The organism is Sphingomonas sp. 320_CC, assembly GCF_059691795.1.
Map to the genome: position 1 here is coordinate 14,756 of NZ_JCAWAE010000002.1, position 23,269 is coordinate 38,024.

Below are 23,269 nucleotides of genomic sequence, written 5' to 3' on the forward strand. Positions count from 1 at the left end.
CGGCATGCTCCCCTAGACGCTCCCCAAACCCCTCCCCCGAAGGACCCGGATATGGCGAAGATCAAGGTAAAGAATCCGATCGTGGAGATCGATGGCGACGAGATGACCCGGATCATCTGGGAATGGATCCGCGAACGCCTGATTAAGCCCTATCTGGACATCGAACTCGATTACTACGATCTCGGCGTCGAGCATCGCGACGCGACCGACGACCAGGTCACGATCGACAGCGCGCTCGCCACGCAGAAGCACGGCGTCGCGGTCAAGTGCGCGACGATCACGCCCGACGAGCAGCGTGTCACCGAGTTTGGCCTCAAGAAGATGTGGAAGTCGCCGAACGGCACGATCCGCAACATCCTCGGCGGGACCATCTTCCGCGAGCCGATCGTGATCAAGAACGTGCCCCGCCTGATCCCGGGCTGGACGCACCCGATCGTCGTCGGCCGTCATGCGTTCGGCGATCAGTATCGCGCGACCGATTATCTGATCCCTGGCCCCGGCAAGCTGCGCCTCGTCTTCGAAGGCGACGATGGCACGGTCATCGACCGCGAGGTGTTCCAGTTCCCGTCGGCAGGCGTCGCGATGGCGATGTACAACCTCGACGATTCGATCCGCGATTTCGCGCGCGCCTCGATGCATTACGGCCTCAACCTGAAGTGGCCGGTATACCTGTCGACCAAGAACACCATCCTCAAGGCCTATGACGGCCGCTTTAAGGATCTGTTCGCCGAGGTGTTCGAGGCCGAGTTCAAGGACAAGTTCAAGGAAGCCGGCATCGTCTACGAGCACCGCCTGATCGACGACATGGTCGCATCGGCGCTCAAGTGGAACGGCGAGTTCGTCTGGGCCTGCAAGAACTATGACGGCGACGTCCAGTCGGACCAGGTCGCACAGGGCTTCGGGTCGCTCGGCCTGATGACCTCGATCCTGCTGACTCCGGACGGCAAGACCGTCGAGGCCGAGGCGGCGCACGGCACCGTCACGCGCCACTTCCGCATGCACGAGCAGGGCAAGGCAACCTCGACCAACCCGATCGCGTCGATCTTCGCATGGACCGGTGGCCTGAAGTATCGTGGCAAGTTCGACGATACGCCCGACGTCACCAAGTTCGCCGAGACGCTCGAGCGCGTCTGCGTCCAGACGGTCGAGAACGGCCACATGACCAAGGATCTCGCGATTCTGATCGGCCCCGACCAGCCCTGGATGACGACCGAGCAGTTCTTCGAGCAGGTCCGCTCGAACCTCGAGACTGAAATGGCCAACTGGGCCTGATCCAGCACCCCGCTCCCGGAAACGGGGGCGGGGTTCTCTCTCTCCCGTCATCCCGACGAAACTCAGGATGACGGAGGGCGGTCAACCGGACGCAAAGCCGTATCCCGCTGCACACGTCACCACGGGTGACAATTCCGTCATGCGTCCCCTAAGGTCGCACGCATGGCATTACGGCTCGACAATCAGGGTTTCAGCGACGCGCTCGTCATCCTCGGCGCGGCGGGCCTCGTAATCCCCGCATTCGCACGGTTCCGGGTCAGCCCGGTCATCGGTTTCATCCTTGTCGGCCTGCTGGTCGGTCCCGCAGGCCTGGGCTCGCTCACCGGCTCCGCGCCGTGGTTGTATTATCTGACCATCTCCAACCCGGAATCGATCGAACCGTTCGCCGAATTTGGGATCATCCTGCTGTTGTTCTCGATCGGCCTCGAACTCTCGTTCAAGCGGTTATGGTCGATGAAGCGACTGGTGTTCGGCACCGGCGCCGCCGAACTCATCGGCTCGGCGCTGATCATCGGCACGGCGCTGCACTTCATCGGCCAGGAATGGGCGGGCGCGATGGGGCTCGGGTTCGCGCTCGCGCTCTCCTCGACAGCATTAGTCCTGCCACTTGTGGGCACGACGGGTGCGGTCGGGCGTGGTGCCTTCGCTATGCTGTTGTTCGAGGATCTGGCGCTCGTCCCGATCATCTTCGTGCTCGGTGCACTCGCCCCGACCGCGAGCGCGGACGGCTGGTCGAATATCGCCGGCGTCGCGCTACGCGGTGGGCTGACCGTGGTCGCGATGTATATCGGCGGTCGGATCGTCCTGCCCCGGCTGTTCGGCCAAGCCGCGCGAACCAAGAGTCCCGAACTCTTCCTCGCCGCGTCGCTGCTAGTGGTGATCGTTGCTAGCGTAGCGACCACAGCCGCGGGGCTGTCGCCTATCGTTGGTGCGCTGCTGGCCGGGCTGTTGATCGCGGAGACCGAGTATCACAGCGAGGTCGAGGTCATCACCGCGCCGTTCAAGGGCCTCGCGCTCGGCGTGTTCCTGATTACCGTCGGCATGAGCCTCGACCTGCGCCTGATCGGGCAGAACTGGCCTTCGCTGCTGCTCGCGGTGAGCGGCGTGGTTGCGACCAAGGCGATCGTCACGTTCCTGTTCCTGCGCGTCGCCAATTCGCGGCGCGGGGTCGCGGCCGAAACGGGCCTGCTGATGGGAAGCCCGTCGGAGACCACGCTGATCGTACTCGCCACGGCGGCGCAGGCGCAGCTGATCCTCCCTTCGACGGCGTCCTTCTGGCAGACCGTTACGGCGATCGGCCTGACGATCACGCCGTTGCTGGCCAAGCTCGGCCGCACCGTCTCGCGCCAGCTCGAAAGCCGCTCGACGGCCGATGCTGGGGATATCGAGATCGATGACGACGGCCCCGGCACGGTCGTCATCGGCTTCGGCCGGGTTGGCCGCATGGTCGCGGACATGCTGGCCGTCCACGGGCAGAAATACGTCGCGGTCGAGGCGGATATCGATTCAGTGGAAGAGGCCCGCATGCTCGGCCACCCGGTATTATTTGGCGACGTCGCCCGCCCCGAACTGGTCGAACGATTGAAGCTGCATACCGCCAAGGCGTTGATCCTGACGATGGACGACCCGGTGCTGACGGTGCGCCTGGCGCGGCGAGTGCGAGCTTTGGCGCCGGACCTGCCGATCGTCGCGCGCGCGCGCGATACGGCGCATGCGGCCGAACTATACCGTGCGGGTGTGACCGACGCAGTGCCGGAGACGCTGGAGAGTTCATTGCAGTTGGCAGAGGCAGTGCTGGTCGATCTCGGCGTGGCGATGGGGCCGGTGATCGCCTCGATCCACGAGAAGCGCGACGAGCTTCGCCAAGAGATCAAGGCGGCGGCTGACATGATCGTCGAACCGCGGATCAGGAAGGCCAAGCGGACGCCCCGCGCGGCATAGATCGCACGAGGCGTCGGCCTTGAACGGGCCTGAGCGGATTGATCAGGCGGCGGCTAGCGCGAAATCCTTGAAGCGTTCGCGGAGCGCGGTCTTGAGCAGTTTGCCCGTCGCGGTGTGCGGCAGGTCTTCGACGAAGACGATCGCGTCGGGGAGCCACCATTTGGCGACGTGCTTGGCCAGGTGATCGAGGATCGCCTGTTCGGTAACCTCGCTGCCCGGCTTGCGGACTACCAGCAATAATGGGCGCTCGTCCCATTTCGGATGGTGGACGCCGATTGCGGCCGCCTCCGCGACGCCCGGACAGCCGACGGCCGCGTTCTCCAGGTCGACCGAACTGATCCATTCGCCGCCGGACTTGATGACGTCCTTGGAGCGGTCGGTGATCTGCATCGTGCCGTCCGCGTGGAGCATCGCGACGTCGCCGGTGTCGAACCAGCCGTCCGCATCGACCGCGTCCTCGTCGGCGCCGAAATAGCGCTGGACGACCCAGGGGCCCCTAACCTGCAACCGGCCGGCGATCGAGCCGTCGCGGGGGAGGACGACGCCCTCGTCGTCGATGATGCGGAGCTCGATGCCGAACGGCACGCTGCCCTGCTTGCCGACGAGGTCGAGTTTCTCGTCGTGCGTCATGTCGTCCCAGTGCGGCGGGTTGAAGCCGGCGGTGCCGATTGGCGAGGTCTCGGTCATGCCCCAGAGGTGCTTGACCGTGGCGCCCATGCCCATGATCCGCTCGATCATCGCGCGCGGCGCTGCCGAGCCGCCGATCGTTACCTGCTTGAGGTGGCGCGGCGCATCGCCCGACGCGTCCATATGGCCGAACATCGCGAGCCATACGGTCGGCACGCCAGCGGAGTGCGTCACCTTCTCGTCGTTCATTAGGCGGCACAGCACGGCGGGATCGTTGACGGCGGAATAGACGACTTTTGCCCCCGAAAGCGCGCAGGCGAACGGCAGGCCCCAGGCGGCGGCATGGAACATCGGCACGACCGGCAGCACGACCGCGTTGGGCGACAGATCGAACACCCACGGCGCGACCTCGGCCATCGCGTGGATCAGCGTCGAGCGGTGAGTGTAGAGGACGCCCTTCGGATTGCCGGTGGTGCCGCTGGTGTAGCAGAGCATGCACGGCTCGCGCTCGGGGCCTTCGACCCATTCATAGTCACCGTCCTCGGCGTCGAGCAGCGCCTGGAAGCCGTCGGGTCCCAGGTCATCGAAGCAGATGAAATGGCGGATGCTGGTCCACTGCGCGCGGAGGCGATCGACGAGTGGCTGGAACGCCTTGTCGTAGAGCATCACGCGGTCTTCGGCGTGGTTGGCGATGTATACGAGTTGTTCGTCGAACAGGCGTGGATTGATCGTGTGGATCACGCCGCCCATGCCAATCGTGCCGTACCAGGCGACGAGGTGGTGCGCGTGGTTCATAGCCAGCGTCGCGACCCGGTCGCCGGGCGCTACGCCCAGTTTTTCGAGCGCTTGGGCCAGTTTGCGGGCGTCGCGGGAGATTCCGGCCCAGTTGCTGCGCGTCTCGCGGCCGTCCGCCCAGTAGCTGACGAGTTCCCGCGCGCCGTGTTCGCGGGCCGCGTGGTCGATCAGGCGGGGAACACGAAGCTCGAAATCCTGCATTCCACCCAGCATTCATGCTCTCCCAAGCTGTTAACCGACCAGAGCGAGCCTCGTTTCCGAGGTCTTCATCTCCACCTTGGCGACACCGTGCAACGACTCGATGTGCTCGACAAGCTCTCCGTCGAGCAGGAAGTCGCGACCCAGCAGGATGCAGACCTCGCCGTCGGGCAATTGCGCGCGGACGCGAACCTCGCCGCGCGCGCCGCGGTGTTCGGCAAGCAGCGACGCGAGGCCGGCGAACGCGGTCATGTCGGAGATTGTCACGACCACCTGGAAGCGCGCGAGGTTGGCGAGGCCCTCGAATGGCTGGATGCGCTTGATGCTGACGCGCGGCGTGTCCTCGCCGGGTTTCCGGTCGAGCTCGACGGTGATCAGCCCGCAGCCGCCGGCCTTGGCCGCCTCCTCCAGGTCCTTCGAGACTTGGTCGTCGAAGCAGGTCGCCATGAACTGGCCGCTCGCGTCGGAGCATTGCGCCATCATGAAACGCTTGCCGCGCGCGGACGTGCGATAGCGCGCGTCCTCGACCAGCACCGCCATCGTCGCGCCGGCGCGGCTGCCGTCGTCGGGGATGTTGAGCTCGGACAGTGCGGTGTAGGCGCGGGCACCGTGGCTGACCGCGATGTGACGATGGCGGTCGACCGGGTGGGCGGAGAAATAGAAGCCGAACGCCTCCTTTTCCTGGTCCATGCGCTGGCTGAGCGTCCAGCGGACCGAGGGGGGGAGCTTGATCGCATCGCCCGCGGGCTCGGCGTCACCGAACAGGCCGCCCTGCCCGCTGGTCTTCTGTTCGTGCGTACGCGCGGCGATCGCGAGGATCGTCTCTGCGGTGGCGTGGATGCCGGCGCGGTTCGGATCGAGGCCGTCGAAGGCGCCCGCGGCGGCGAGCGTTTCGAGCTGGCGCTTGTTGAGCAGGCGCGGGTCGACGCGCTTGGCGAGATCGTCGAGACCGGCGAACGGGCCGTTCTGGACGCGCTCGACGATGAGCTTCTCCATCGCGCCTTCGCCGACCGATTTCAGCGCGCCGAGGGCGTAGCGGACGGCGAGATTGTTTCCCCGCGAAGGCGGGGACCCAGTCTGGGCACCCGCCTTCGCGGGTGAACAATCTTCTGGTCCGAGTTCTACGTCCGGCAAAACCTCGACATCGAACTCGGCCTGGCTCGCGTTGATGCACGGCGGCAGCGCGGTGATCCCGAGACGGCGCATGTCGTCGGTGAAGATCGCCAGCTTGTCGGTCTGGTGAAGATCGTAGCACATCGAGGCCGCGAAGAATTCGTGCGGGTGGTGCGCCTTGAGCCACGCGGTCTGGTACGCGAGCAGCGCATAGGCGGCGGCGTGGCTCTTGTTAAAGCCGTAGCCGGCGAACTTGTCGATCAAGTCGAACAGCGCGTTCGCCTCGGCCTTCTTGATGCCGTTGACGGTGAGACAGCCCTCGACGAACCCCGCGCGCTGCGCGTCCATCTCGGCCTTCACCTTCTTGCCCATCGCGCGGCGCAGCAGATCGGCGCCGCCGAGCGAGAAGCCGGCCAGCACCTGCGCGGCCTGCATGACCTGTTCCTGGTAGACGAAGATCCCGTAGGTTTCGGACAGGATCGGTTCGAGCAGCGGATGCGGATAGTCGATCGCCTCGGTGCCGTTCTTGCGGCGGCCGAACGACGGGATGTTGTCCATCGGGCCCGGTCGATACAGCGACACGAGCGCGATGATGTCGCCGAAATTGGACGGGCGCACCGCCGACAGCGTACGGCGCATGCCCTCCGATTCGAGCTGGAATACGCCGACGGTGTCGCCCTTTTGCAGGAGCGCGTAGACGCCCGCATCGTCCCATTCGAGCGCCTCGAGATCGACCGTCACGCCGCGCTTGGCGAGTAGTTGCACCGCCTTCTGGAGCACCGACAGCGTCTTCAGCCCGAGGAAATCGAACTTCACGAGGCCGGCGCCCTCGACATATTTCATGTCGAACTGGGTGACGGGCATGTCGGACCGTGGATCGCGATACAGCGGCACGAGCTGCGCCAGCGGTCGGTCGCCGATCACCACGCCGGCAGCGTGCGTCGACGAGTGGCGTGGCAGGCCCTCTAGCTTCATCGCCAGATCGAGCAGCTTCCGGACGCCGTTGTCGTTGGCGTATTCCTTCGCCAACTCGCCGACGCCGTTGAGCGCGCGCTCCAGCGTCCACGGATCGGTCGGGTGGTTAGGCACGAGCTTGGCGAGGCGATCAATCTGGCCGTAGCTCATCTGCAGCACGCGGCCGGTGTCCTTCAGCACCGCGCGCGCCTTCAGCTTTCCGAAGGTGATGATCTGCGCGACCTGGTCGCGACCGTATTTCTCCTGGACGTAGCGGATCACCTCGACGCGGCGGGTTTCGCAAAAATCGATGTCGAAATCGGGCATCGACACGCGTTCCGGGTTCAAGAAGCGCTCGAACAGCAGGCCGAGCTTGATCGGATCCAAGTCCGTGATCGTCAGCGACCAGGCGACGACCGAGCCTGCGCCCGAACCACGGCCCGGGCCGACCGGAATGTCGTGGTCCTTCGCCCATTTGATGAAATCGGCGACGATCAGGAAATAGCCGGGGAAGCCCATCTGGACGATCACGTCGACCTCGAACGCGAGCCGCTTGCGGTACACGTCGCGCCAGCCGTCCTCGCCTTCGCCGTGGAGTTCGGTAATGCGGGCAAGACGCGCTTCTAGACCGGCTTCGGCGTCGTCGCGGAGCAACTTTGCCTCGCCCTCGATATCGCCGGCGAGGCTGGGGAGGATCGGTTTGCGGTACGGCGCCATCACCGCGCAGCGTTGGGCGACGATCAAGGTGTTGGCGATCGCCTCGGGCAGATCGGCGAACATCTCGTGCATCACCGGCGCGGGCTTCATCCAGGCCTCGGGGCAGCTGCGGATGCGGTCCTCGGTTTCGACATAGGTCGAATGCGCGATACAGAGCATGGCGTCGTGCGCGTCGCCGAATGCGCTCTCGGTGAAGCAGCACGGGTTGGTCGCGACCAGCGGGAGATTGCGGTCGTAGGCGATGTCGATGAGGTCGGCTTCGGCCGCGGTCTCGATCGCGTCGTTGCGGCGCGAGAGCTCGATGTAGAGGCGGTCGCCGAACAGGCCTTGGAGGCGGTCGAGATAGGCGCGGGCACGGTCGGGCTGGCCTTCCGCGAACAGCCGCGCAAGACCGCCCTCGCCGCCTGCGGTCAGCGCGATCAGGCCGTCGGTGTGGCGTTCGAGCGCGGCGAAGTCGACATGCGCGGGCATCTCGATCGGGCGGTCGAGATGTGCCATCGAGACGAGCGCACAGAGATTGTCGTAGCCGGTCATGTTCTGAGCGTAGAGCGCGAGCCAGTCGAACTGCGTGGCGACGCCGTCGGGCATGTCGGGGCGACCGACGCCGAGCATGACGCCGATGATCGGCTGGACGCCGTCCTTCTTGGCGGCGTCCGAATAGGCCATCGCTGCGTAGAGCCCGTTGCGATCGGTCAGCGCGGCGGCGGGAAAGCCCAGCGCGCGCGCCTGCTTGGCGATCGCCTTGGGATCGATGGCGCCGTCGAGCATGGTGTAGCAGGAGAAAACGCGGAGGGGGACGTAACCGGAATGAGGCATCATATTCAGGTAGGCGTTGACGCACGATTCGACCAGCGGCGTTGAGTCCGATCGGAACCCCGGACACGACGAGCCGTTGCGGCGGAGACATCTGGGAGCATTCTTCATGACCGATCCACGCGGGCACTTTGCCGATACTGAAACCACGGCTGCGGGTACGCCTCGTGCAGGCGCTGGCTGGGGCTGGATCCTGGCGTATGGCGTGCTGTCGGTGGTGCTGGGGATCATGGCGTTCGCGTCGCCGTTTTCCGCGACCTATGCCGCGACTTTGGTGATCGGGACGTTTCTGATTGCCGCCGGGATCGTGTCGATCGTGTCGGGGTTTGCCGGCAAGGGGCATGAGGGGCGCGGCTATGCGATCGGGTTTGGGCTGGTGTCGCTGGTGATCGGGCTGATCATGGCGTTCGAGCCCGCGACGGGCGCGATCTCGCTGACGTTGCTGATTGCGGTTTGGCTTGGTTTGCGTGGCGTTCTGGAGATCGGGCTTGGGGCGCGGTTTCGGCGTGGCAAGGGGCTGGTGATTGCGCTGGGGGTGGTGAACATATTGCTGGCGGTGATCGTGTTAGCGACACTGCCTTGGTCGGCGTTGACGTTGCCGGGGTATGTTTTGGGGATCAGTTTCCTGTTTGGTGGGGTGACTTCGGTTGCTTCGGCGCTGGCGCATAAGAAGGGCGCGCCGGCGTTTTCGGTGTGACCGCCTGATTGTTCTCCCGCGAAGGCGGGAGTCCAGTCTGGGCCCCCGCCTTCGCGGGGGAACATGCTTACTTTTGGTACCCGCAACGGCCCTACATACTGCCCCCCCCGGCGCAGGCCGGGGTCCAGTCGCGGGACCTTGCTAACTTAGGTCGGCGTTTCGTTACTCTGACCTTTCCAACTGGGCCCCGGCCTTCGCCGGGGTGGCGCTGGGTGTGAGGTGACTGCTTCTAGAGCAGCTTCTCGATATCCTTGCGGATGTCCTCGGGCTTGGTCGTTGGGGCGTAGCGATCCATCACGGCCCCAGCGCGCCCGATGAGGAACTTGGTGAAGTTCCACTTGATCGCCTTCGACCCGAGCACCCCCGGAGCGTCCGACTTCAGCCGCTCGAACAGCGGGTCCGCCCCTGCCCCGTTCACATCCACCTTCGCGAAGATCGGGAACGTCACGTCGTAGGTCAGCGTGCAAAAGTTGGCGATCTCGGCTGCGTCACCCGGCTCCTGCCCGCCGAACTGGTTGCACGGGAACGCGAGCACTTCGAACCCGCGCTCCGCATAATCGCGATGCAGCGCTTCGAGTCCGTCATATTGGGGAGTGAAGCCGCATTTGGACGCAGTGTTTACGATCAACAGCACCTTGCCGCGGTGGGGTTCGAGCGAAGTCGCTGTGCCGTCGGCGGTCTTTACGGTGAAGTCGGTGATCGCGGTCATGGGCGGTCCTCGTGTCGGGCCAGCAGATACGCCAAGTTCTGACGTACGCCGGGCCATTCGTGGCGGAGGATGCTGTAGACGACGGTGTCGCGCAAGCGACCGTCGGCCATCACCTGATGCCCGCGCAGCACGCCGTCGCGCTTGGCGCCGAGGCGTTCGATCGCGCGCTGCGAGTTCTTGTTGAGCGAGTCGGTGCGGATCTGGACGCATTCGCAGCCGAGTGTGTCGAACGCGTAGGTTAGCAGCATCAGCTTGGCCTCGGTGTTGACGCCGGTGCGCTGCACAGCCTTCGCGTAGAAGGTGCCGCCGATCTCCAGGCGCTTGTTTCCTTCGTTCATCCGCATGAAGCGCGTGGTGCCGACGACGGTCCCGCCAGCCACCACCGCGAACAGTCGCGCACGGCCAAAGTCCTGCTCACGCAACGCCGCCGCCAGCCAGCGTTCGGGCGCCTTCATCATCGTGACGTTGGCGTAGAACGTGTCCCAGAGGTTGTCCGCCGCCGCCGCCGCGACCAGCGCATCCATGTCGTCGGCGACCAGCGGGCGGAGCGTGACGTGACGCCCGGTGAGCGTCGGCGTCTCGCCCCAGCTCACGCCAGCCGCCCCTCGTGCAGCCGCAGCACGCGGTCCATCCGGGCTGCCAGCCGCTCGTTGTGCGTCGCGACCACCGCCGCAGTGCCCTGTTCGCGGACCAGCCGGATAAACTCGGCGAAGACGATGTCGGCGGTATGTTCGTCGAGGTTGCCGGTCGGCTCGTCCGCCAGCACCAGCGCAGGCTTGTTGGCGAGCGCACGGGCGACCGCGACGCGCTGTTGCTCGCCGCCGGAAAGCTGGCTCGGGCGGTGAGTCAGGCGGTGGCCGAGGCCTAGCTGGGTCAGCAATTCCGCTGCCCGCCTGTCCGCCTCGACCCGCGTCGCGCCGTGGACGAGCTGCGGGAGGACGACGTTCTCGGTCGCGTTGAAGTCCGGCAGCAGGTGGTGGAACTGGTAGACGAAGCCGAGGCTGTCGCGGCGCACCACGGTGCGCTCATGCGCGTTGAGCTTCGCGGCCTCGGTGCCGGCAATCCTGATCGATCCCTGGAAACCGCCCTCCAGCAGACCGACGGCCTGCAACAGCGTCGACTTGCCCGAGCCCGATGGCCCGAGCAGCGCGACGATCTCGCCGGGTGCGATCGCGAGGTCGACGCCGCGCAGGACGTCGATGGTCGCGCCGCCCTGCGTGAAGCTCTTGGTCAGCCCGCTGGTCTGCAGGACATAATCGTCGAACTTCTCGATCTTACGGTCGATACGAAGGCCTTCATTCATAACGCAGCACCTGCACGGGGTCGGTACTCGCCGCTTTCCAGGCCGGATAGAGCGTTGCGAGGAAGCTGAAAACGAGCGCCATCAGCGCGATCACGACGATCTCGACGGGGTCGGTCTTCGACGGGAGTTCGGTCAGATAGCGGATCGACGGATCCCACAGGTTCTGGCCGGTGAGGAGCTGGACGAAGTTCACAACGCCCTGCCGGTAGAACAGGAAGATAAAGCCGAGCACGAGGCCCGCGACCGTGCCGAGCGCGCCGATGGTGGTGCCGACGACGATGAAGATCCGCATCATCGAGCCACGCGTCGCGCCCATCGTCCGCAGGATCGCGATGTCGCGCGTCTTGGCGCGGACCAGCATGATCAGCGACGAGAGGATGTTGAACACCGCGACCAGGATGATGATCGACAGCACGGTGAACATCGCGACGCGCTCGACCGCGAGTGCCTCGAACAGCTGCGCATTCATCGTCCGCCAGTCGGCGATCACCGCGTTGCCGCCGATCTTGTCGGCGAGCGGCTTGAGAATCTCGCCGACGCGGTCCGCGTCGACCGTCTTCAGCTCGACCATGCCGGCCGCGTCGCCCATCAGGAGGAGCGTCTGCGCATCCTCGATCGGCATGATGATGTACGCCTTGTCGTAATCATAGACGCCGATCTCGAAGATCGCGCCGACCGTATAGCTGACAATCCGCGGGACGGTGCCGAACGGTGTCGTCTGGCCTTGCGGGCTGAACAGCGAAATCTCCGAGCCGACCTGCGCGCCGAGCGATTCGGCGAGGCGTGAGCCGATCGCGATCCGGCCGGAGCCTTGCGTGATCGACTGGAGCGAGCCCATCACGACCTTGTTGCTGATCGTCGAATTGCGGCGGATATCGTCGACGCGCATGCCGCGGACCAGCACCGCCTCGGCGCGACCATTATAGGTGGCGGCGAGCGGCTGTTCGATCAGCGGCAGCGCGCTGGTGACGCCGGGCGTCTTCTGCGCCTGCGCGACGATCTCGCGCCAGTCGGGGAGCCGATTACCGACGCCCTGCACCACCGCATGGCCGTTGAGCCCGACGATCTTGTCGAAAAGCTCGGCGCGGAAGCCGTTCATCACGCTCATCACGATCACCAGCGCGGCGACGCCGAGCATGACCGCGACCAGGCTTATCGAGGCGACGAGGAAGATGAACGCCTCGCCCTTGCCCGGCAGCAGATAGCGGCGGGCTATCATCCGTTCGTAGCGGGACAGGATCATGGGCGGCCAGGTTCGATCGTTAGGGATAGGGTGCAGCGGCTCTAGGACGCGGCCCGTTGCGAGGCAACTGTCGGGGCAGGTGCGTCAGCCCTGTGAGTGGGGGTGCGGCGGCCCCTCGTATCGGGGCGAATTGGTCCCGATCCGGAAGTGTCTAGATTGGTCTGTTGCGTAATCGCCACAGGCGCAGTTCAATCGTGAGCCGCCCCGCGCAAAGACCGTGACAAAATCCACGGACATAACTAGCAACAAACTCGCTGAGACACAGGCAACGGCCGTGGTTCGGGGACTGCTTTTCCGCTCCGTCGCAAGACGAGATGCGAGAGCAAAAAAATGGGGGCTGACGAGCGATCGTCACGCAGGCGCCCGGATCGGCAACGGTCCGGGCGTTTGCTTGTCCGGCATAGTTCACCGCAGCGATCTATACTTTGAAACATCTTCGTTTGCTGCCTGCCCTATGCCGCCGAGCCAATAGCGACGGTCTTTAGGGCTGATCGATATTCAGCTTGAGGCGCGCCGGTCCTAAAACCACTCAGTCACCCCGGACTCGCTCCGGGGCCCACCGTTCCGCATGCTAAATGCTATCGATTTTGCGGCACCGTGGATGCCGGAACCAGTCCGGCATGACAGGAAAAGCGCTGACCTAGCACCTCAAGCCGAATGTCGATCCGTCCAAGTTCCTATCCAGTGGACGTCGCCGGGATGCCCAACGGCATCCCGGCCGTCAGCGGGTCCGGCGCTTCGTCAGCCGTGACGCGGCGCCGTTTTCCTCCGCGTTGAGCTTGCGCCAGCGTTCGAAACGGTCCGGCGCCAGCGTCCCGGCCGCGATCGCCGCCTGGATCGCGCACCCCGGCTCCACCCCGTGCGAACAGTCGGCGAACCGACACTCCTGCGCGAGCAGCGCGATATCGTCGAACACCTCGGCCAGCCCGGTCGCGGCCTCCGACAATTGCAGTTCGCGCATACCGGGCAGGTCGAGCAGCCAGCCGCCCTGGTCGAGCCGGTGCATCTCGCGCACCGTCGTCGTGTGGCGGCCGGTACCGTCCTTGACCCGCACCGCCTGCGTTCCGATGCTGTCCGATCCCCGCAACGCGTTGACGAGCGTGGATTTGCCGACGCCGGACGAGCCGAGGAACGCGACGGTCTTGCCGGGGCCGCACCATGCCGCCAGCCGCTTGACGTCCGCCCGGTCGCGTCCGTCGACGGTTTCGACGAGCAGTCCCGGCTCGATCGCGCGCGCAGCAGCCGCGAACTCCTCGGGCGTGTCGGTCAGGTCGGCCTTGGTGAGGACGACGACCGGGGGCACCCCCACCTCGCGCGCCAGCACGAGATAGCGCTCGAGGCGGGCGATGCTGAAATCCTGGTTGCACGATGCGACGATGAAGACGGTGTCGACATTGGCGGCGATCATCTGATCTTTCCGCGGATCGGCCGGCGAGCGTCGCTTGAACAGGTTCATGCGGCGAAGGACTCGCGTCGCCTCCTGCGTTCGATTGTCGATCAGCAGCCAATCGCCGACCGTCGGGTGATCGTCCTCGGGCTGCGCACCGGCGATATAGGGCGAGACGAAACCGTCCGATTTGGCGCCGGACACCGCGATCTTGCCACGGTGCACCGCCATCACGCGGACAGGGTGGCCGTGGAGACGCTCGTCCTCGGTCAGCTGGTCCGCAAAATGCGCAGTCCAGCCAAGGTCTGCCAAAGTCTGGTCGGTCATAAGCTTGGCGCGGTATCTTTCCTGGCGACGCGGCGGCGGTCGCACCGCCTATCGTCTAGGCCGCGACGGAGGGCATTGCCATCGCCGTATGCACACGCGACCGCGCAATGGCGGTGCGCTTGAAGGCGGACCGACTGACCGGCCAGGTATACCAGTAATCGCCGGCGATATTGCCGACCGGCGAACCGCAAAAGCTGAGGTTCATGAAATCGCACGAGAACGCGTTAAAGTCCCGCCTTGAGTTAGTCGCCCCAGCTTGAGATCGGCATGACCGTTGGCAAAGCTCTGCTGATACCAGAACTGAGTCAGCCGCCAGGTCTGGCCGCGGCCATACACCTCCTGAACCTGTTGCAAGACGCCGAGATTCGCAGCCGCGCCCAGATCCTTGCCACGCCGATAGGTCACCGTCGCCTGAAACGTGCCGCTCTTAATGCCAATCAGCTTTTCCGCGTCGAAGGTTGCACCGAAGACGAACTGGCCGGTCTCGCGCACGAGATGGCGGTCCCCGCCCGAAACGTTCGCCGCGGTCTCCGATCCATAGCTCGCCGTCAGGTCTACGCCGTCGTTACGCAGGCTGGTGCGAAATCTGCCCCACTCCCCCGTCAACGTGGAAGGGCGGGCTGCAGGCGGTTCTTCCGTCAATGGGACCGGCGCCGTGGCCTGCTGCGTGTCGGCGGGTGCGGTCGCGGCGCTGGCCTCGGGAACGGGCGCCTTTTCCTGGGCATACGCCTGGCTGCCGATGGTCGAGGCCAGCGTACCGGCGGCAAGGAGACTGGTGAGGAGGCGGGTCACTGAGCCACCTTCCGCGATGCCGACAGCCCGAAGGCGACGATCAATCCGTAGCAGATGACGGGTACGATCAACGCGGTCGCGATCGTCGACGCGTCGGCGATGCTGCCGGTGATCAGCGGCACGATCGCGCCACCGACGATCGCCATGCAGAGCAATCCCGATCCCTCCGCAGTCTTGCGCCCAAGCCCTTCCAAACTCAGCGAGAACACCGTTGGGAACATGATCGAATTGAACAACCCTACCGCGATCAGCGTCCAGCCCGCGACGCCGCCGGTGCTGACGATCGACGTCAGGACCAGCGCCGCCGCGATACCTGCGAAGACCGCGAGCAGCCTACCCGGCGCGATCCGGTAGAGCAGCCAGGAGCCAATGAACCGCCCGACCATTGCGCCGCCCCAATAGAAGGACAGCCGTTCGCCAGCAGACTGCGCGCTCAGTGCCAGCGTGCTCGGCTGCTCGAGGTAATTGACTAGGACGCTGCCGATCGAAACCTCGGCGCCGACATAGGCGAACAAAGCGATGACGCCGAAGCGTACGCGCGGCACGCGCAGGAGCCTGAGGCTGTCGCGAAAACCGACTTCATCCGGCCGTTCCGAACGCAGCGTCTTGCGCTGCGTCCAGAATATCACGGCAATGACCGCCAACACGACGGCGATCCCGAGATAGATGTGAGCGACGATCTCGCTTTCGGCCGCACGGAAGGCGGGGAGCGCACTGGCGGATATTGTGGCCGGATCGACCTTGGCGGCAGACCCGAGGATCAACTGCGCGCCGATATAGGGTGCGATCGTCGTCCCGAGCGAATTGAACGCCTGCGCAAAGGTCAGACGGCTGCTGGCACCGGCGGGATCGCCGAGCCCTGCGATCAACGGATTGGCAGCGACTTGCAGGATCGTGATGCCACCCGCGAGCACGAACAGTGCGATCAGGAAGCTCCAATAGGTGCCGGATCCGGCGGCGGGCCAGAACAGGACCGCTCCGAGCGCCATGACCGCCAGTCCGACGACCAGGCCCCGAACATAGCCGATCCGCGCGACCAGCGTTCCAGCGGGCACCGATACGATGAAGTATGCCATGAAGAACGCGAACTGCGTCAGCATGACCTCGGTATAGGTCAGCGAGAACAGGCCCTTCAGTTTCGGTATCAGGATATCGTTCAGGCTGGTCGCGCCGCCCCAGATGAAGAATAGCCCGATGACAAGCCAGACCAGCGATCGCGGAACGGTCGAGTTCGGATCGGTCGAGCGGCTGGCCGTGGCGATCTCTGAAGGCATGATGAAACATCCTTGGATGGGTTTGGACAGCCGCCGACCATTGGCGCGCGTTCAGCCGCGTCACGGCAGGCAAGTGATTGCGAAGGATTGCTTTCAAGCAGGACCGAGCGTCAGGCGGCTATCGAAGAAGAGCCCGCCCTGCTGAACAGTGCCTTTTGCGCCCGTGAGGTGGGCGTCAGCTAATAGGCATCGCGTAATGGCACGACCGGCAGTACGAATGGCCACTCCAGCGAATTAGCACCAAAAACGGCAAGTGACTGGTTGCGCACGGCCGAAGCGCCGGCCTCGGTATTCTCGTCCACGCCAGGTCCGACACCGTCTTGTCCCGGCAACGCCCGTACTCGATCATTCGATGACGGAACGCCGGCTCCATGCTCGGTCGCAAGGGTGGCCGATCCGTCAAGTTCGACGAAGAGCGTTGCGTCCGGATCCGTTGCAACGACCGTTGAGGGCACCTGATACTTCAGTGGCACTGAGATGATCTGATCTCCGAATGGACGCGGCGAAACCGATGGTAACGGTGCGGGGCTTCACGGCCCCGCACCGCTGACCATGCCATCACCATCCGTGATGCCGGAAACCGAACCCAGGTCCCCAACTGCCCCAGCTGTCCCAGTTCCACGCCGGATCGTCATAATCCTCCGCGGCGATGCGTTCCTGATCGACGATGTTCTTTGCCTGGTCCGCCTGCTGGTATCGGCCGTACGCGGACTGCGATCCAACGTAGAGGCAATTGCAGTCCTTCGGGTCGGCGTAGACGTAGGTGACGATGTCGCCCTTCGTCCGACGCGCGAACTTGTCCTTCGGGAGCCGCGCAAGCATGGCCAGCCGAGCGGGCGAGTTCGCCGGCTTCACGATGAACCCGGCCGCGGAGAGCGAGTTCTCCATTTTGGCGATCGACTTCTTCGACTCCGCTGTCGCGGGCGCGGTAAGCAATGGAACCACGGCTGCCGATGCGAGCATGGCGTAAAGCGCTTTCATAGCGAATCTTTGAATAAACATTTCAAGACCTCCTGGTGGCTTCGCACAACAATGGCGCGGTTTTTGCGGATTGCTGTCTACGTATAAGTAAACAAATCCCACGGAAGACATGACCACAGACAATACGTGGATGGATACCATACTTTGGTCTTGCCGCTATATCTGAATTTCGCGGAACCATTCCTGAAATTGGTCATGAAGCACCGCGTTTAACCTACTCATACGAACGTATGATTTGCCCGAGGCCTTGGACAGGCGATCCAGTCTTCGTCGGGATGCAGCGTCCCGATCCTTCGATCGACAGGAACTCGACATGACCGAAACATCAAACAAGGTCGCCGTCTGCTGGAACGTCAACCCAGAGGGTGACACAACGCCGTTGGATCGGCAGCGGACGTGGTGACACGGTTCGGTACGGGCCCTGCCCAGCTCCTTTTTGGCCTGTTGCTCGCGAGTTGCTCGAACGCGCCCAAGACCGCTGCCCCCCACGACCCGGCCCAGGTCGGCATTGTCACACTGACGTCGGGACCCGTCACCACTACGCAGGAGCTGACGGGGCGAACAAATCCGACCACCGAGTCCGACGTACGCCCGCAGGTCGACGGCATAATTCTCGCGCGTTTGTTTCGGGAAGGCGCTTACGTCCGCGCCGGACAGCCGCTGTACCGGATCGATCCCAGCCAGTTCCGCGCCAGTCGAGACCAGGCTGCGGCAACGCTGGAGAACGCGCAGGCAACCTATGCCGCGGCACAGGCACAAGCCAGTCGCTACGGATCGCTCACCGATCCCGACGCGGTTAGCAAGCAACAGTTCGACAACACCGTCGCTGCTGCGCGGGAAGCGCGCGCAACGATCCACCAGAGCGCGGCCGCGCTGGAAGCCGCACGTATCAATCTTGGTTACACGCTGATCCGCGCACCGATCAGCGGCCGGATAAGCCGATCGGCGGTTACGCCCGGCGCGCTCGTAACGGCGAGCCAGGCGACCGCCTTGGCCACGATCCAGCAACTCGACCCGATCTATGTCGACCTCGTCCAGTCGAGTGACGCCTTGCTGACCTTGCGGCGTGCGCTGGCGAAGGGAAGCGTGCTGCCGTCGAGCACCACGGTGACGCTGAAACTGCCCGATGGCAGCAGCTATCCGCATCCCGGCACCGTGGAATTCACCGAGGTCACAGTCGACGAGAATGCCGGCACGGTCACGCTGCGCGCACGCTTTCCCAACCCGGAGGGCCTGCTGTTACCCGGCATGTTCGTCCGCGTCGCGGCGCCGCAAGGCGTGACGCCCAACGGTATCCTCGCGCCTCAACAAGGCATTACGCGCGATCCCAAGGGCAATGCCACCGCGCTCGTACTCGGCGCCGGCAATACCGTCGTCGCCACGCCCGTGATCGCGGCCCAGGCGGTCGGCGAGGCATGGCTGGTGACGCGCGGACTGAAACGTGGCGACAGACTTATCGTCGATGGCACCGATAACGCAGTGCCGGGGTCGGTCGTTAGGCCGGTCCCGGTGCGACTGCCGACGCTGGTGCAAAACCCATGAGCCAGTTCTTCATCGATCGGCCCATTTTCGCTTGGGTAGTCGCGATCGGCATCATGATGGCCGGCATCCTCGGCATCACGACGCTGCCGATCGCGCAATATCCCGATATCGCCCCACCCTCGATCAGCATCAGCGCAAACTATCCCGGCGCCAGTGCACAGACCCTACAATCGAGCGTCACCCAAGTCATCGAGCAGCAACTGACCGGCATCGACGGTTTGCTGTACTTCTCCTCGTCGTCGAGCTCGGCCGGGTCTGCGGCGATCACGGTCACCTTCGCCAAGGGTACCGATCCAGACATTGCGCAGGTCCAGGTCCAGAACAAGGTGACCCAAGCGAGCTCGCGCCTGCCCAGTGTCGTGCAACAGGAAGGCGTAACCGTTGCCAAGTCGAACAGCGACTTTCTGCTGATCGTCGGGGTGTACGACACGACGAACAAATCCACGCAAACCGACGTCGCCGACTGGATGGTCAGCAACCTCCAAGATGACCTCTCCCGTGTCACCGGTGTCGGTCAAACCCAGTTGTTCGGATCGGGGTATGCGATGCGGATCTGGCTGCAACCCCAGAAGCTGGCCGCGGTCGAGCTTATGCCGTCCGACATCGGCGCTGCCGTCCTGGCGCAGAATGTCGACATTTCCGCGGGCCAGCTCGGCCAATTGCCTGCGGTCGCCGGCCAGCAGCTGACCGCGATCGTCAATGCCAAGTCGCGGCTGCAGACCCCCGAGCAGTTTCGCAATATCGTCGTCAAGACGGCGATCGACGGTACCGTGGTGCGACTGTCCGACGTCGCACGCGTCGAGATGGGCAGCGACAGCTACATCACCGACGCGCAGTATAGCGGCCATCCGGCGGCAGGACTGTCGATCCAGCTCACGCCTGGAGCCGACGCGCTCAAGACGGCGGCGGCGGTCAAGCTGCGGGTCGCAGAGCTCACCACGCATCTGCCGGCGGGCTACAGGATCGTCTACCCGCGCGACACGACGGATTTCATCAAGCTGTCGGTCGCAGACGTCGTCAAGACCCTGTTCGAGGCGATCGTGCTGGTCGTGATCGTCATGTTCGTCTTCCTGCAGGATTGGCGCGCGACGCTGATCCCGGCGATCGCGGTTCCCGTCGTGCTGCTGGGGACGTTCGGTATCCTCGCGATGTTCGGCTATTCGATCAACACGCTGACTTTGTTCGGCATGGTCCTCGCGATCGGACTGCTCGTCGACGATGCGATCGTCGTCGTCGAGAACGTCGAACGCATCATGGAAGCGGACGGGCTGTCACCGAAGGACGCAACGTCGAAATCGATGCGCGAGATCAGTTCGGCGCTGATCGGCATTGCCATGGTCTTGTCCGCAGTGCTGTTGCCGATGGCGTTCTTCGGTGGCTCGACCGGCGTCATCTATCGCCAGTTCTCAGTCACCATCGTGTCCGCGATGGTCCTGTCCGTCCTGGTCGCGCTGGTCCTGACCCCGGCATTGTGTGCGACGCTGCTCAGACCCGCGGGGCAGTCCAAGGCCGACGGCAACGGCGTCGGTGCCCGCTTCAACCGGTGGTTCGATCGTGCGACCAACCGCTATGTCGGAGGCGTCGGTACCGCGATCACGCGGCCGATGCTGTACCTGCTGGCTTATGCCGGCATCCTCGTCGTGCTCGCTTTGCTGTTCGTCCGCCTGCCTACCGGCTTCTTGCCCAACGAAGACCAGGGCATCGCGCTGTTTCAATACACGCTGCCGACCGGCGCTGCGCAGTCGCGAACCGACGGCGTGCGCGCGGATATCGAGAAATATTACCTCCAGAACGAAAAGCGTGACGTGACGGGTGTGCTGACCGTCGATGGCTATAATTTCTCCGGTTCATCGCAGAATTCCGGTCTCGGGTTCGTGACGCTGGCACCGTTCGACCAGCGCACGGGTGCCGCCAACACAGTCGACGCGGTCAACGCACGGGCGACTGCCGGACTGGCGAAGATCCGCGATGCGCAGATCTATGTGCTTACGCCGCCGCCGATCAGCGGCTTGGGGCAGGCTAACGGGTTCACCTTCGAGCTGCAGAACTCCGCTGGTGTCCCGATCGACACGTTCGAAGCATTGCGCGACCGGCTGATCGGCGCCGCACGGAAGGATCCGCTGCTCGCTGGCGTTCGTCCGAACTCCTTGGCCGATACGTCGCAACTCAAGGTCACGATCGACGAGGCGAAGCTCGCCGTGCTGGGGCTGGCGGAAAGCGATGCCACCGCCACGCTGAGCGCGGCTTGGGGTGGCAGCTACATCAACGACTTCATCGACCGAGGCCGCGTGAAGAAGGTCTATATGCAGGCCGACGCACCCTACCGCATGCTTCCGGGAGATCTCGCCAACTGGTTCGTCCGCTCGACCTCTGCGGTCAGCAACGGTGGTATCGCGACCGCGGCGACGACGCCGACGATGGTTCCGTTCTCCAGCATCGCGACGACCAGCTGGGAAAAGGGGCCGACCGCGCTCACCCGCTTCAACGGGCTGTCCTCGTATGAAATCCTCGGCAGCCCGGCGGCGGGTGTCAGTTCGGGGACCGCGATGCTGCGGATGGCGGCGCTTTCGCGGCAATATGCGCCGGGCACGAGCTTTGCCTGGAGCGCGCTGTCGTATCAGCAAAACATCTCGAGCGGCCAAGCGCCGATGCTGTACGGCCTCTCGCTGCTCGTCGTGTTTCTCTCACTCGCAGCGCTGTACGAAAGCTGGACGATCCCGTTCGCCGTCCTGCTCGTGGTTCCGCTCGGATTGATCGGCGCGGTTCTGGCGGTGACGGTCCGCGGGCTCGACAACAACATCTATTTCCAGATCGGCCTCCTGACGACGATGGGCCTGGCCGCCAAGAACGCGATCCTGATCGTCGAGTTCGCGGCCACTGTTCATGCCGAGGGCCGGAATGCCCGCGATGCGGCGGTGGAAGCCGCGAAGATGCGACTCCGGCCAATCCTCATGACCTCGATCGCGTTCATCGCCGGCACGTTCCCGCTTGCGATCGCCACCGGCGCCGGCGCGAACAGCCGCATCGCGATCGGGACGGCGGTGGTCGGCGGGATCCTGACGGCGACGCTCCTCGCGATCTTCTACGTGCCGCTGTTCTTTGTCCTGGTCGCACGCATTTTCCACGGCGACCCAGCGACCCCGCCCGAACCCGGTCCCGGTCCCGCTCCCAGGCCCGGCAGCATCGAGAGGACCGTCTGATGCGCCGTATCCTGTTCGCGCTCCCGTTGCTTGTCACGGGTTGCGATCTCACCCCGCACTATCTGCGTCCCGCGATCGATGCGCCGCCGACCTGGCCGACAGGCGCTGCCTACGCGCCGACGACGAACCAGCCCGCCGGTCTTCCCTGGCGCACCGTGATGGGCGGCGCACGACTGCGGACGCTGATCGAGCAAGCGCTCGCCAACAACCAGAATCTGGCGGCGACCGTCGCGAACGTCGCAGAGGCGCGCGCGCAATACCGCGTGCAGCGATCGTCGCAGCTTCCGACCGTGTCGGCGAACGCAGGGGCGACGGTGGATCGGTCGATCACCAATACCACCGGCAACACGCAGACCTTCGCCGCCAATGTCGGCATCAGCAGTTTCGAGATCGACCTGTTCGGACGGCTTAAGAATCTCAGCAAGGCAGCGTTCCAGCAATATCTCGCGACCGATGCGGGAATGCGATCGGCCCGCATCCTGCTCATCGCCGAAACCGCGAGCGCCTATCTGACCTTTGCGTCGGACCGCGACCTGCTCGGGGTAGCGCAGGAGACGTTGAAAAGCGGCAACCGCAGCCTTGCGCTGACCCAGTCGCTGCATGCCGCGGGGCTGGTCGCCGGCACCGATGTCGCCGATGCGGAGACCGTCGTCGCTCAGGCACAATCGGACGTGGAGCAATTTACGACGCAGCTTGCCCAAGATCGCAACGCACTCACGCTGCTCGTCGGGACGCCGGTTACCGACACACAGCTGCCGACGTCGCTCGGCGACCTTGACGGGACGGTGGCGCTGGTCCCTGCGGGCCTGTCCTCGACGGTGTTGCTGCAACGCCCCGACGTCGTGCAGGCCGAACACGCTCTCGAAGGCGCCAACGCGAACATCGGCGCCGCCCGCGCCGCGTTCTTCCCGACGATCTCGCTCACGGGAATCCTCGGTTTTGCCAGCACCGCGCTCGGCGCGTTGTTCACCGGCGGCGCGCTCGGCGCGTCCGGTGCCTCCGCGGCGACGCTTCCGATTCTGGGTGGGGCAAACCGCGGCAACCTCGACTACGCCAAAGCGCAACGCGACTACGCCTTGGCGATGTACCGCTACACCATCCAGACCGCCTTCCGTGAAGTCGCCGACGAACTAGCCCGCCGCGGCACCATCGACACGCAACGCGCGGCCCAGGCGCGGCTCGTGGCAGCGGCATCGACCAGCTATCGGCTTGCAGACGAACAATACAGGATCGGCACGTCGACGTTCCTAGCTGCCCTGATCGCGCAGAGGACGCTGTACGCCGCACAGCAGACGCAGATCGCGATCACCCTCGCCGACCTGCAAAACCGCGTCGCGCTGTACCAGTTCATCGGTGCCGACGGTGGCGCTTAGACAGCAAGGAA

General features: G+C 64.7%; 15 protein-coding genes and 1 pseudogene. 6 read left to right on the plus strand and 10 right to left on the minus strand.

Annotated elements, in window-relative coordinates; translation table 11 throughout:
• The first annotated feature begins 51 nt into the window (after positions 1-51).
• Positions 52-1,272: an NADP-dependent isocitrate dehydrogenase gene (locus AC59GX_RS06925; RefSeq protein WP_426279641.1), complete on the plus strand. Its 1,221-nt coding sequence runs from the start codon at positions 52-54 to the stop codon at positions 1,270-1,272.
• Positions 1,273-1,434: 162 nt separating this feature from the next.
• Positions 1,435-3,213, plus strand: a complete 1,779-nt coding sequence (locus tag AC59GX_RS06930; protein WP_056489538.1) for a cation:proton antiporter domain-containing protein — start codon at positions 1,435-1,437, stop codon at positions 3,211-3,213.
• 42 nt (positions 3,214-3,255) lie between these two features.
• Here the strand turns inward: AC59GX_RS06930 and AC59GX_RS06935 are convergent, their stop codons facing one another.
• A complete protein-coding gene (locus tag AC59GX_RS06935; RefSeq protein ID WP_426279642.1) occupies positions 3,256-4,848 on the minus strand; it encodes a long-chain fatty acid--CoA ligase in 1,593 nt (530 codons plus the stop codon).
• 18 nt (positions 4,849-4,866) lie between these two features.
• Positions 4,867-8,433 (minus strand): DNA polymerase III subunit alpha, encoded by a 3,567-nt coding sequence (dnaE, locus tag AC59GX_RS06940; protein ID WP_426280383.1) that lies wholly within the window; start codon positions 8,431-8,433, stop codon positions 4,867-4,869.
• Positions 8,434-8,539: 106 nt separating this feature from the next.
• Between dnaE and AC59GX_RS06945 the strand changes: the two genes are divergently transcribed.
• Positions 8,540-9,127 (plus strand): HdeD family acid-resistance protein, encoded by a 588-nt coding sequence (locus AC59GX_RS06945; RefSeq protein WP_426279643.1) that lies wholly within the window; start codon positions 8,540-8,542, stop codon positions 9,125-9,127.
• A gap of 229 nt (positions 9,128-9,356) precedes the next feature.
• Here AC59GX_RS06945 and AC59GX_RS06950 read toward each other — a convergent pair whose 3' ends face one another.
• From AC59GX_RS06950 to AC59GX_RS06985, 8 genes and pseudogenes are all read right to left on the minus strand, one after another.
• The gene (locus tag AC59GX_RS06950) at positions 9,357-9,836 is read right to left on the minus strand and encodes a glutathione peroxidase (RefSeq protein WP_426279644.1); all 480 of its coding nucleotides are present in this window, start codon (positions 9,834-9,836) and stop codon (positions 9,357-9,359) included.
• Entirely contained in the window at positions 9,833-10,429 is a 597-nt protein-coding gene (locus tag AC59GX_RS06955; RefSeq protein ID WP_426279645.1) for a GNAT family N-acetyltransferase, read from the minus strand. The genes AC59GX_RS06950 and AC59GX_RS06955 overlap by 4 nt, the downstream gene beginning before the upstream one ends.
• Positions 10,426-11,139: an ABC transporter ATP-binding protein gene (locus tag AC59GX_RS06960; RefSeq protein ID WP_060527384.1), complete on the minus strand. Its 714-nt coding sequence runs from the start codon at positions 11,137-11,139 to the stop codon at positions 10,426-10,428. Before AC59GX_RS06960 ends, AC59GX_RS06955 begins: the two co-directional genes overlap by 4 nt.
• Positions 11,132-12,382, minus strand: coding sequence for a lipoprotein-releasing ABC transporter permease subunit (locus AC59GX_RS06965; protein WP_056489550.1), 1,251 nt, complete (start codon positions 12,380-12,382; stop codon positions 11,132-11,134). The genes AC59GX_RS06960 and AC59GX_RS06965 overlap by 8 nt, the downstream gene beginning before the upstream one ends.
• A 721-nt stretch (positions 12,383-13,103) precedes the next feature.
• A complete protein-coding gene (rsgA, locus tag AC59GX_RS06970) occupies positions 13,104-14,096 on the minus strand; it encodes a ribosome small subunit-dependent GTPase A (RefSeq protein WP_426279647.1) in 993 nt (330 codons plus the stop codon).
• Positions 14,097-14,151: 55 nt separating this feature from the next.
• Positions 14,152-14,888, minus strand: a pseudogene (locus AC59GX_RS06975) (carbohydrate porin).
• Positions 14,885-16,162, minus strand: a complete 1,278-nt coding sequence (locus AC59GX_RS06980; protein WP_426279648.1) for a sugar MFS transporter — start codon at positions 16,160-16,162, stop codon at positions 14,885-14,887. The pseudogene AC59GX_RS06975 and the gene AC59GX_RS06980 overlap by 4 nt, the downstream one beginning before the upstream one ends.
• Before the next feature lie 558 nt (positions 16,163-16,720).
• Positions 16,721-17,143, minus strand: a complete 423-nt coding sequence (locus tag AC59GX_RS06985) for a hypothetical protein (protein WP_426279650.1) — start codon at positions 17,141-17,143, stop codon at positions 16,721-16,723.
• Between the two features lie 396 nt (positions 17,144-17,539).
• On the opposite strand from AC59GX_RS06985, the gene AC59GX_RS06990 reads away from it, so the two are divergent.
• Genes AC59GX_RS06990 through AC59GX_RS07000 form a run of 3 tightly spaced genes read left to right on the plus strand, consistent with a single transcriptional unit; the run spans position 17,540 to position 23,258 of the window.
• On the plus strand, positions 17,540-18,685 hold the full coding sequence (locus AC59GX_RS06990; protein ID WP_426279651.1) for an efflux RND transporter periplasmic adaptor subunit: 1,146 nt from the start codon (positions 17,540-17,542) through the stop codon (positions 18,683-18,685).
• The gene (locus tag AC59GX_RS06995) at positions 18,682-21,885 is read left to right on the plus strand and encodes an efflux RND transporter permease subunit (RefSeq protein WP_426279652.1); all 3,204 of its coding nucleotides are present in this window, start codon (positions 18,682-18,684) and stop codon (positions 21,883-21,885) included. The genes AC59GX_RS06990 and AC59GX_RS06995 overlap by 4 nt, the downstream gene beginning before the upstream one ends.
• Positions 21,885-23,258 (plus strand): efflux transporter outer membrane subunit, encoded by a 1,374-nt coding sequence (locus AC59GX_RS07000; protein WP_426279653.1) that lies wholly within the window; start codon positions 21,885-21,887, stop codon positions 23,256-23,258. The genes AC59GX_RS06995 and AC59GX_RS07000 overlap by 1 nt, the downstream gene beginning before the upstream one ends.
• The last annotated feature ends 11 nt before the right edge of the window (positions 23,259-23,269 follow it).

Bases quoted from the DNA above. Each gene is read 5' to 3' on its own strand.
- AC59GX_RS06945 (WP_426279643.1), top strand. From the start codon at position 8,540: ATGACCGATCCACGCGGGCACTTTGCCGATACTGAAACCACGGCTGCG.
- AC59GX_RS06980 (WP_426279648.1), bottom strand. From the start codon at position 16,162: ATGCCTTCAGAGATCGCCACGGCCAGCCGCTCGACCGATCCGAACTCG.
- AC59GX_RS06950 (WP_426279644.1), bottom strand. From the start codon at position 9,836: ATGACCGCGATCACCGACTTCACCGTAAAGACCGCCGACGGCACAGCG.
- AC59GX_RS06930 (WP_056489538.1), top strand. From the start codon at position 1,435: ATGGCATTACGGCTCGACAATCAGGGTTTCAGCGACGCGCTCGTCATC.
- dnaE (WP_426280383.1), bottom strand. From the start codon at position 8,433: ATGCCTCATTCCGGTTACGTCCCCCTCCGCGTTTTCTCCTGCTACACC.
- AC59GX_RS06925 (WP_426279641.1), top strand. From the start codon at position 52: ATGGCGAAGATCAAGGTAAAGAATCCGATCGTGGAGATCGATGGCGAC.
- AC59GX_RS06960 (WP_060527384.1), bottom strand. From the start codon at position 11,139: ATGAATGAAGGCCTTCGTATCGACCGTAAGATCGAGAAGTTCGACGAT.
- AC59GX_RS06995 (WP_426279652.1), top strand. From the start codon at position 18,682: ATGAGCCAGTTCTTCATCGATCGGCCCATTTTCGCTTGGGTAGTCGCG.
- AC59GX_RS07000 (WP_426279653.1), top strand. From the start codon at position 21,885: ATGCGCCGTATCCTGTTCGCGCTCCCGTTGCTTGTCACGGGTTGCGAT.
- rsgA (WP_426279647.1), bottom strand. From the start codon at position 14,096: ATGACCGACCAGACTTTGGCAGACCTTGGCTGGACTGCGCATTTTGCG.
- AC59GX_RS06965 (WP_056489550.1), bottom strand. From the start codon at position 12,382: ATGATCCTGTCCCGCTACGAACGGATGATAGCCCGCCGCTATCTGCTG.
- AC59GX_RS06935 (WP_426279642.1), bottom strand. From the start codon at position 4,848: ATGCTGGGTGGAATGCAGGATTTCGAGCTTCGTGTTCCCCGCCTGATC.
- AC59GX_RS06985 (WP_426279650.1), bottom strand. From the start codon at position 17,143: ATGAAAGCGCTTTACGCCATGCTCGCATCGGCAGCCGTGGTTCCATTG.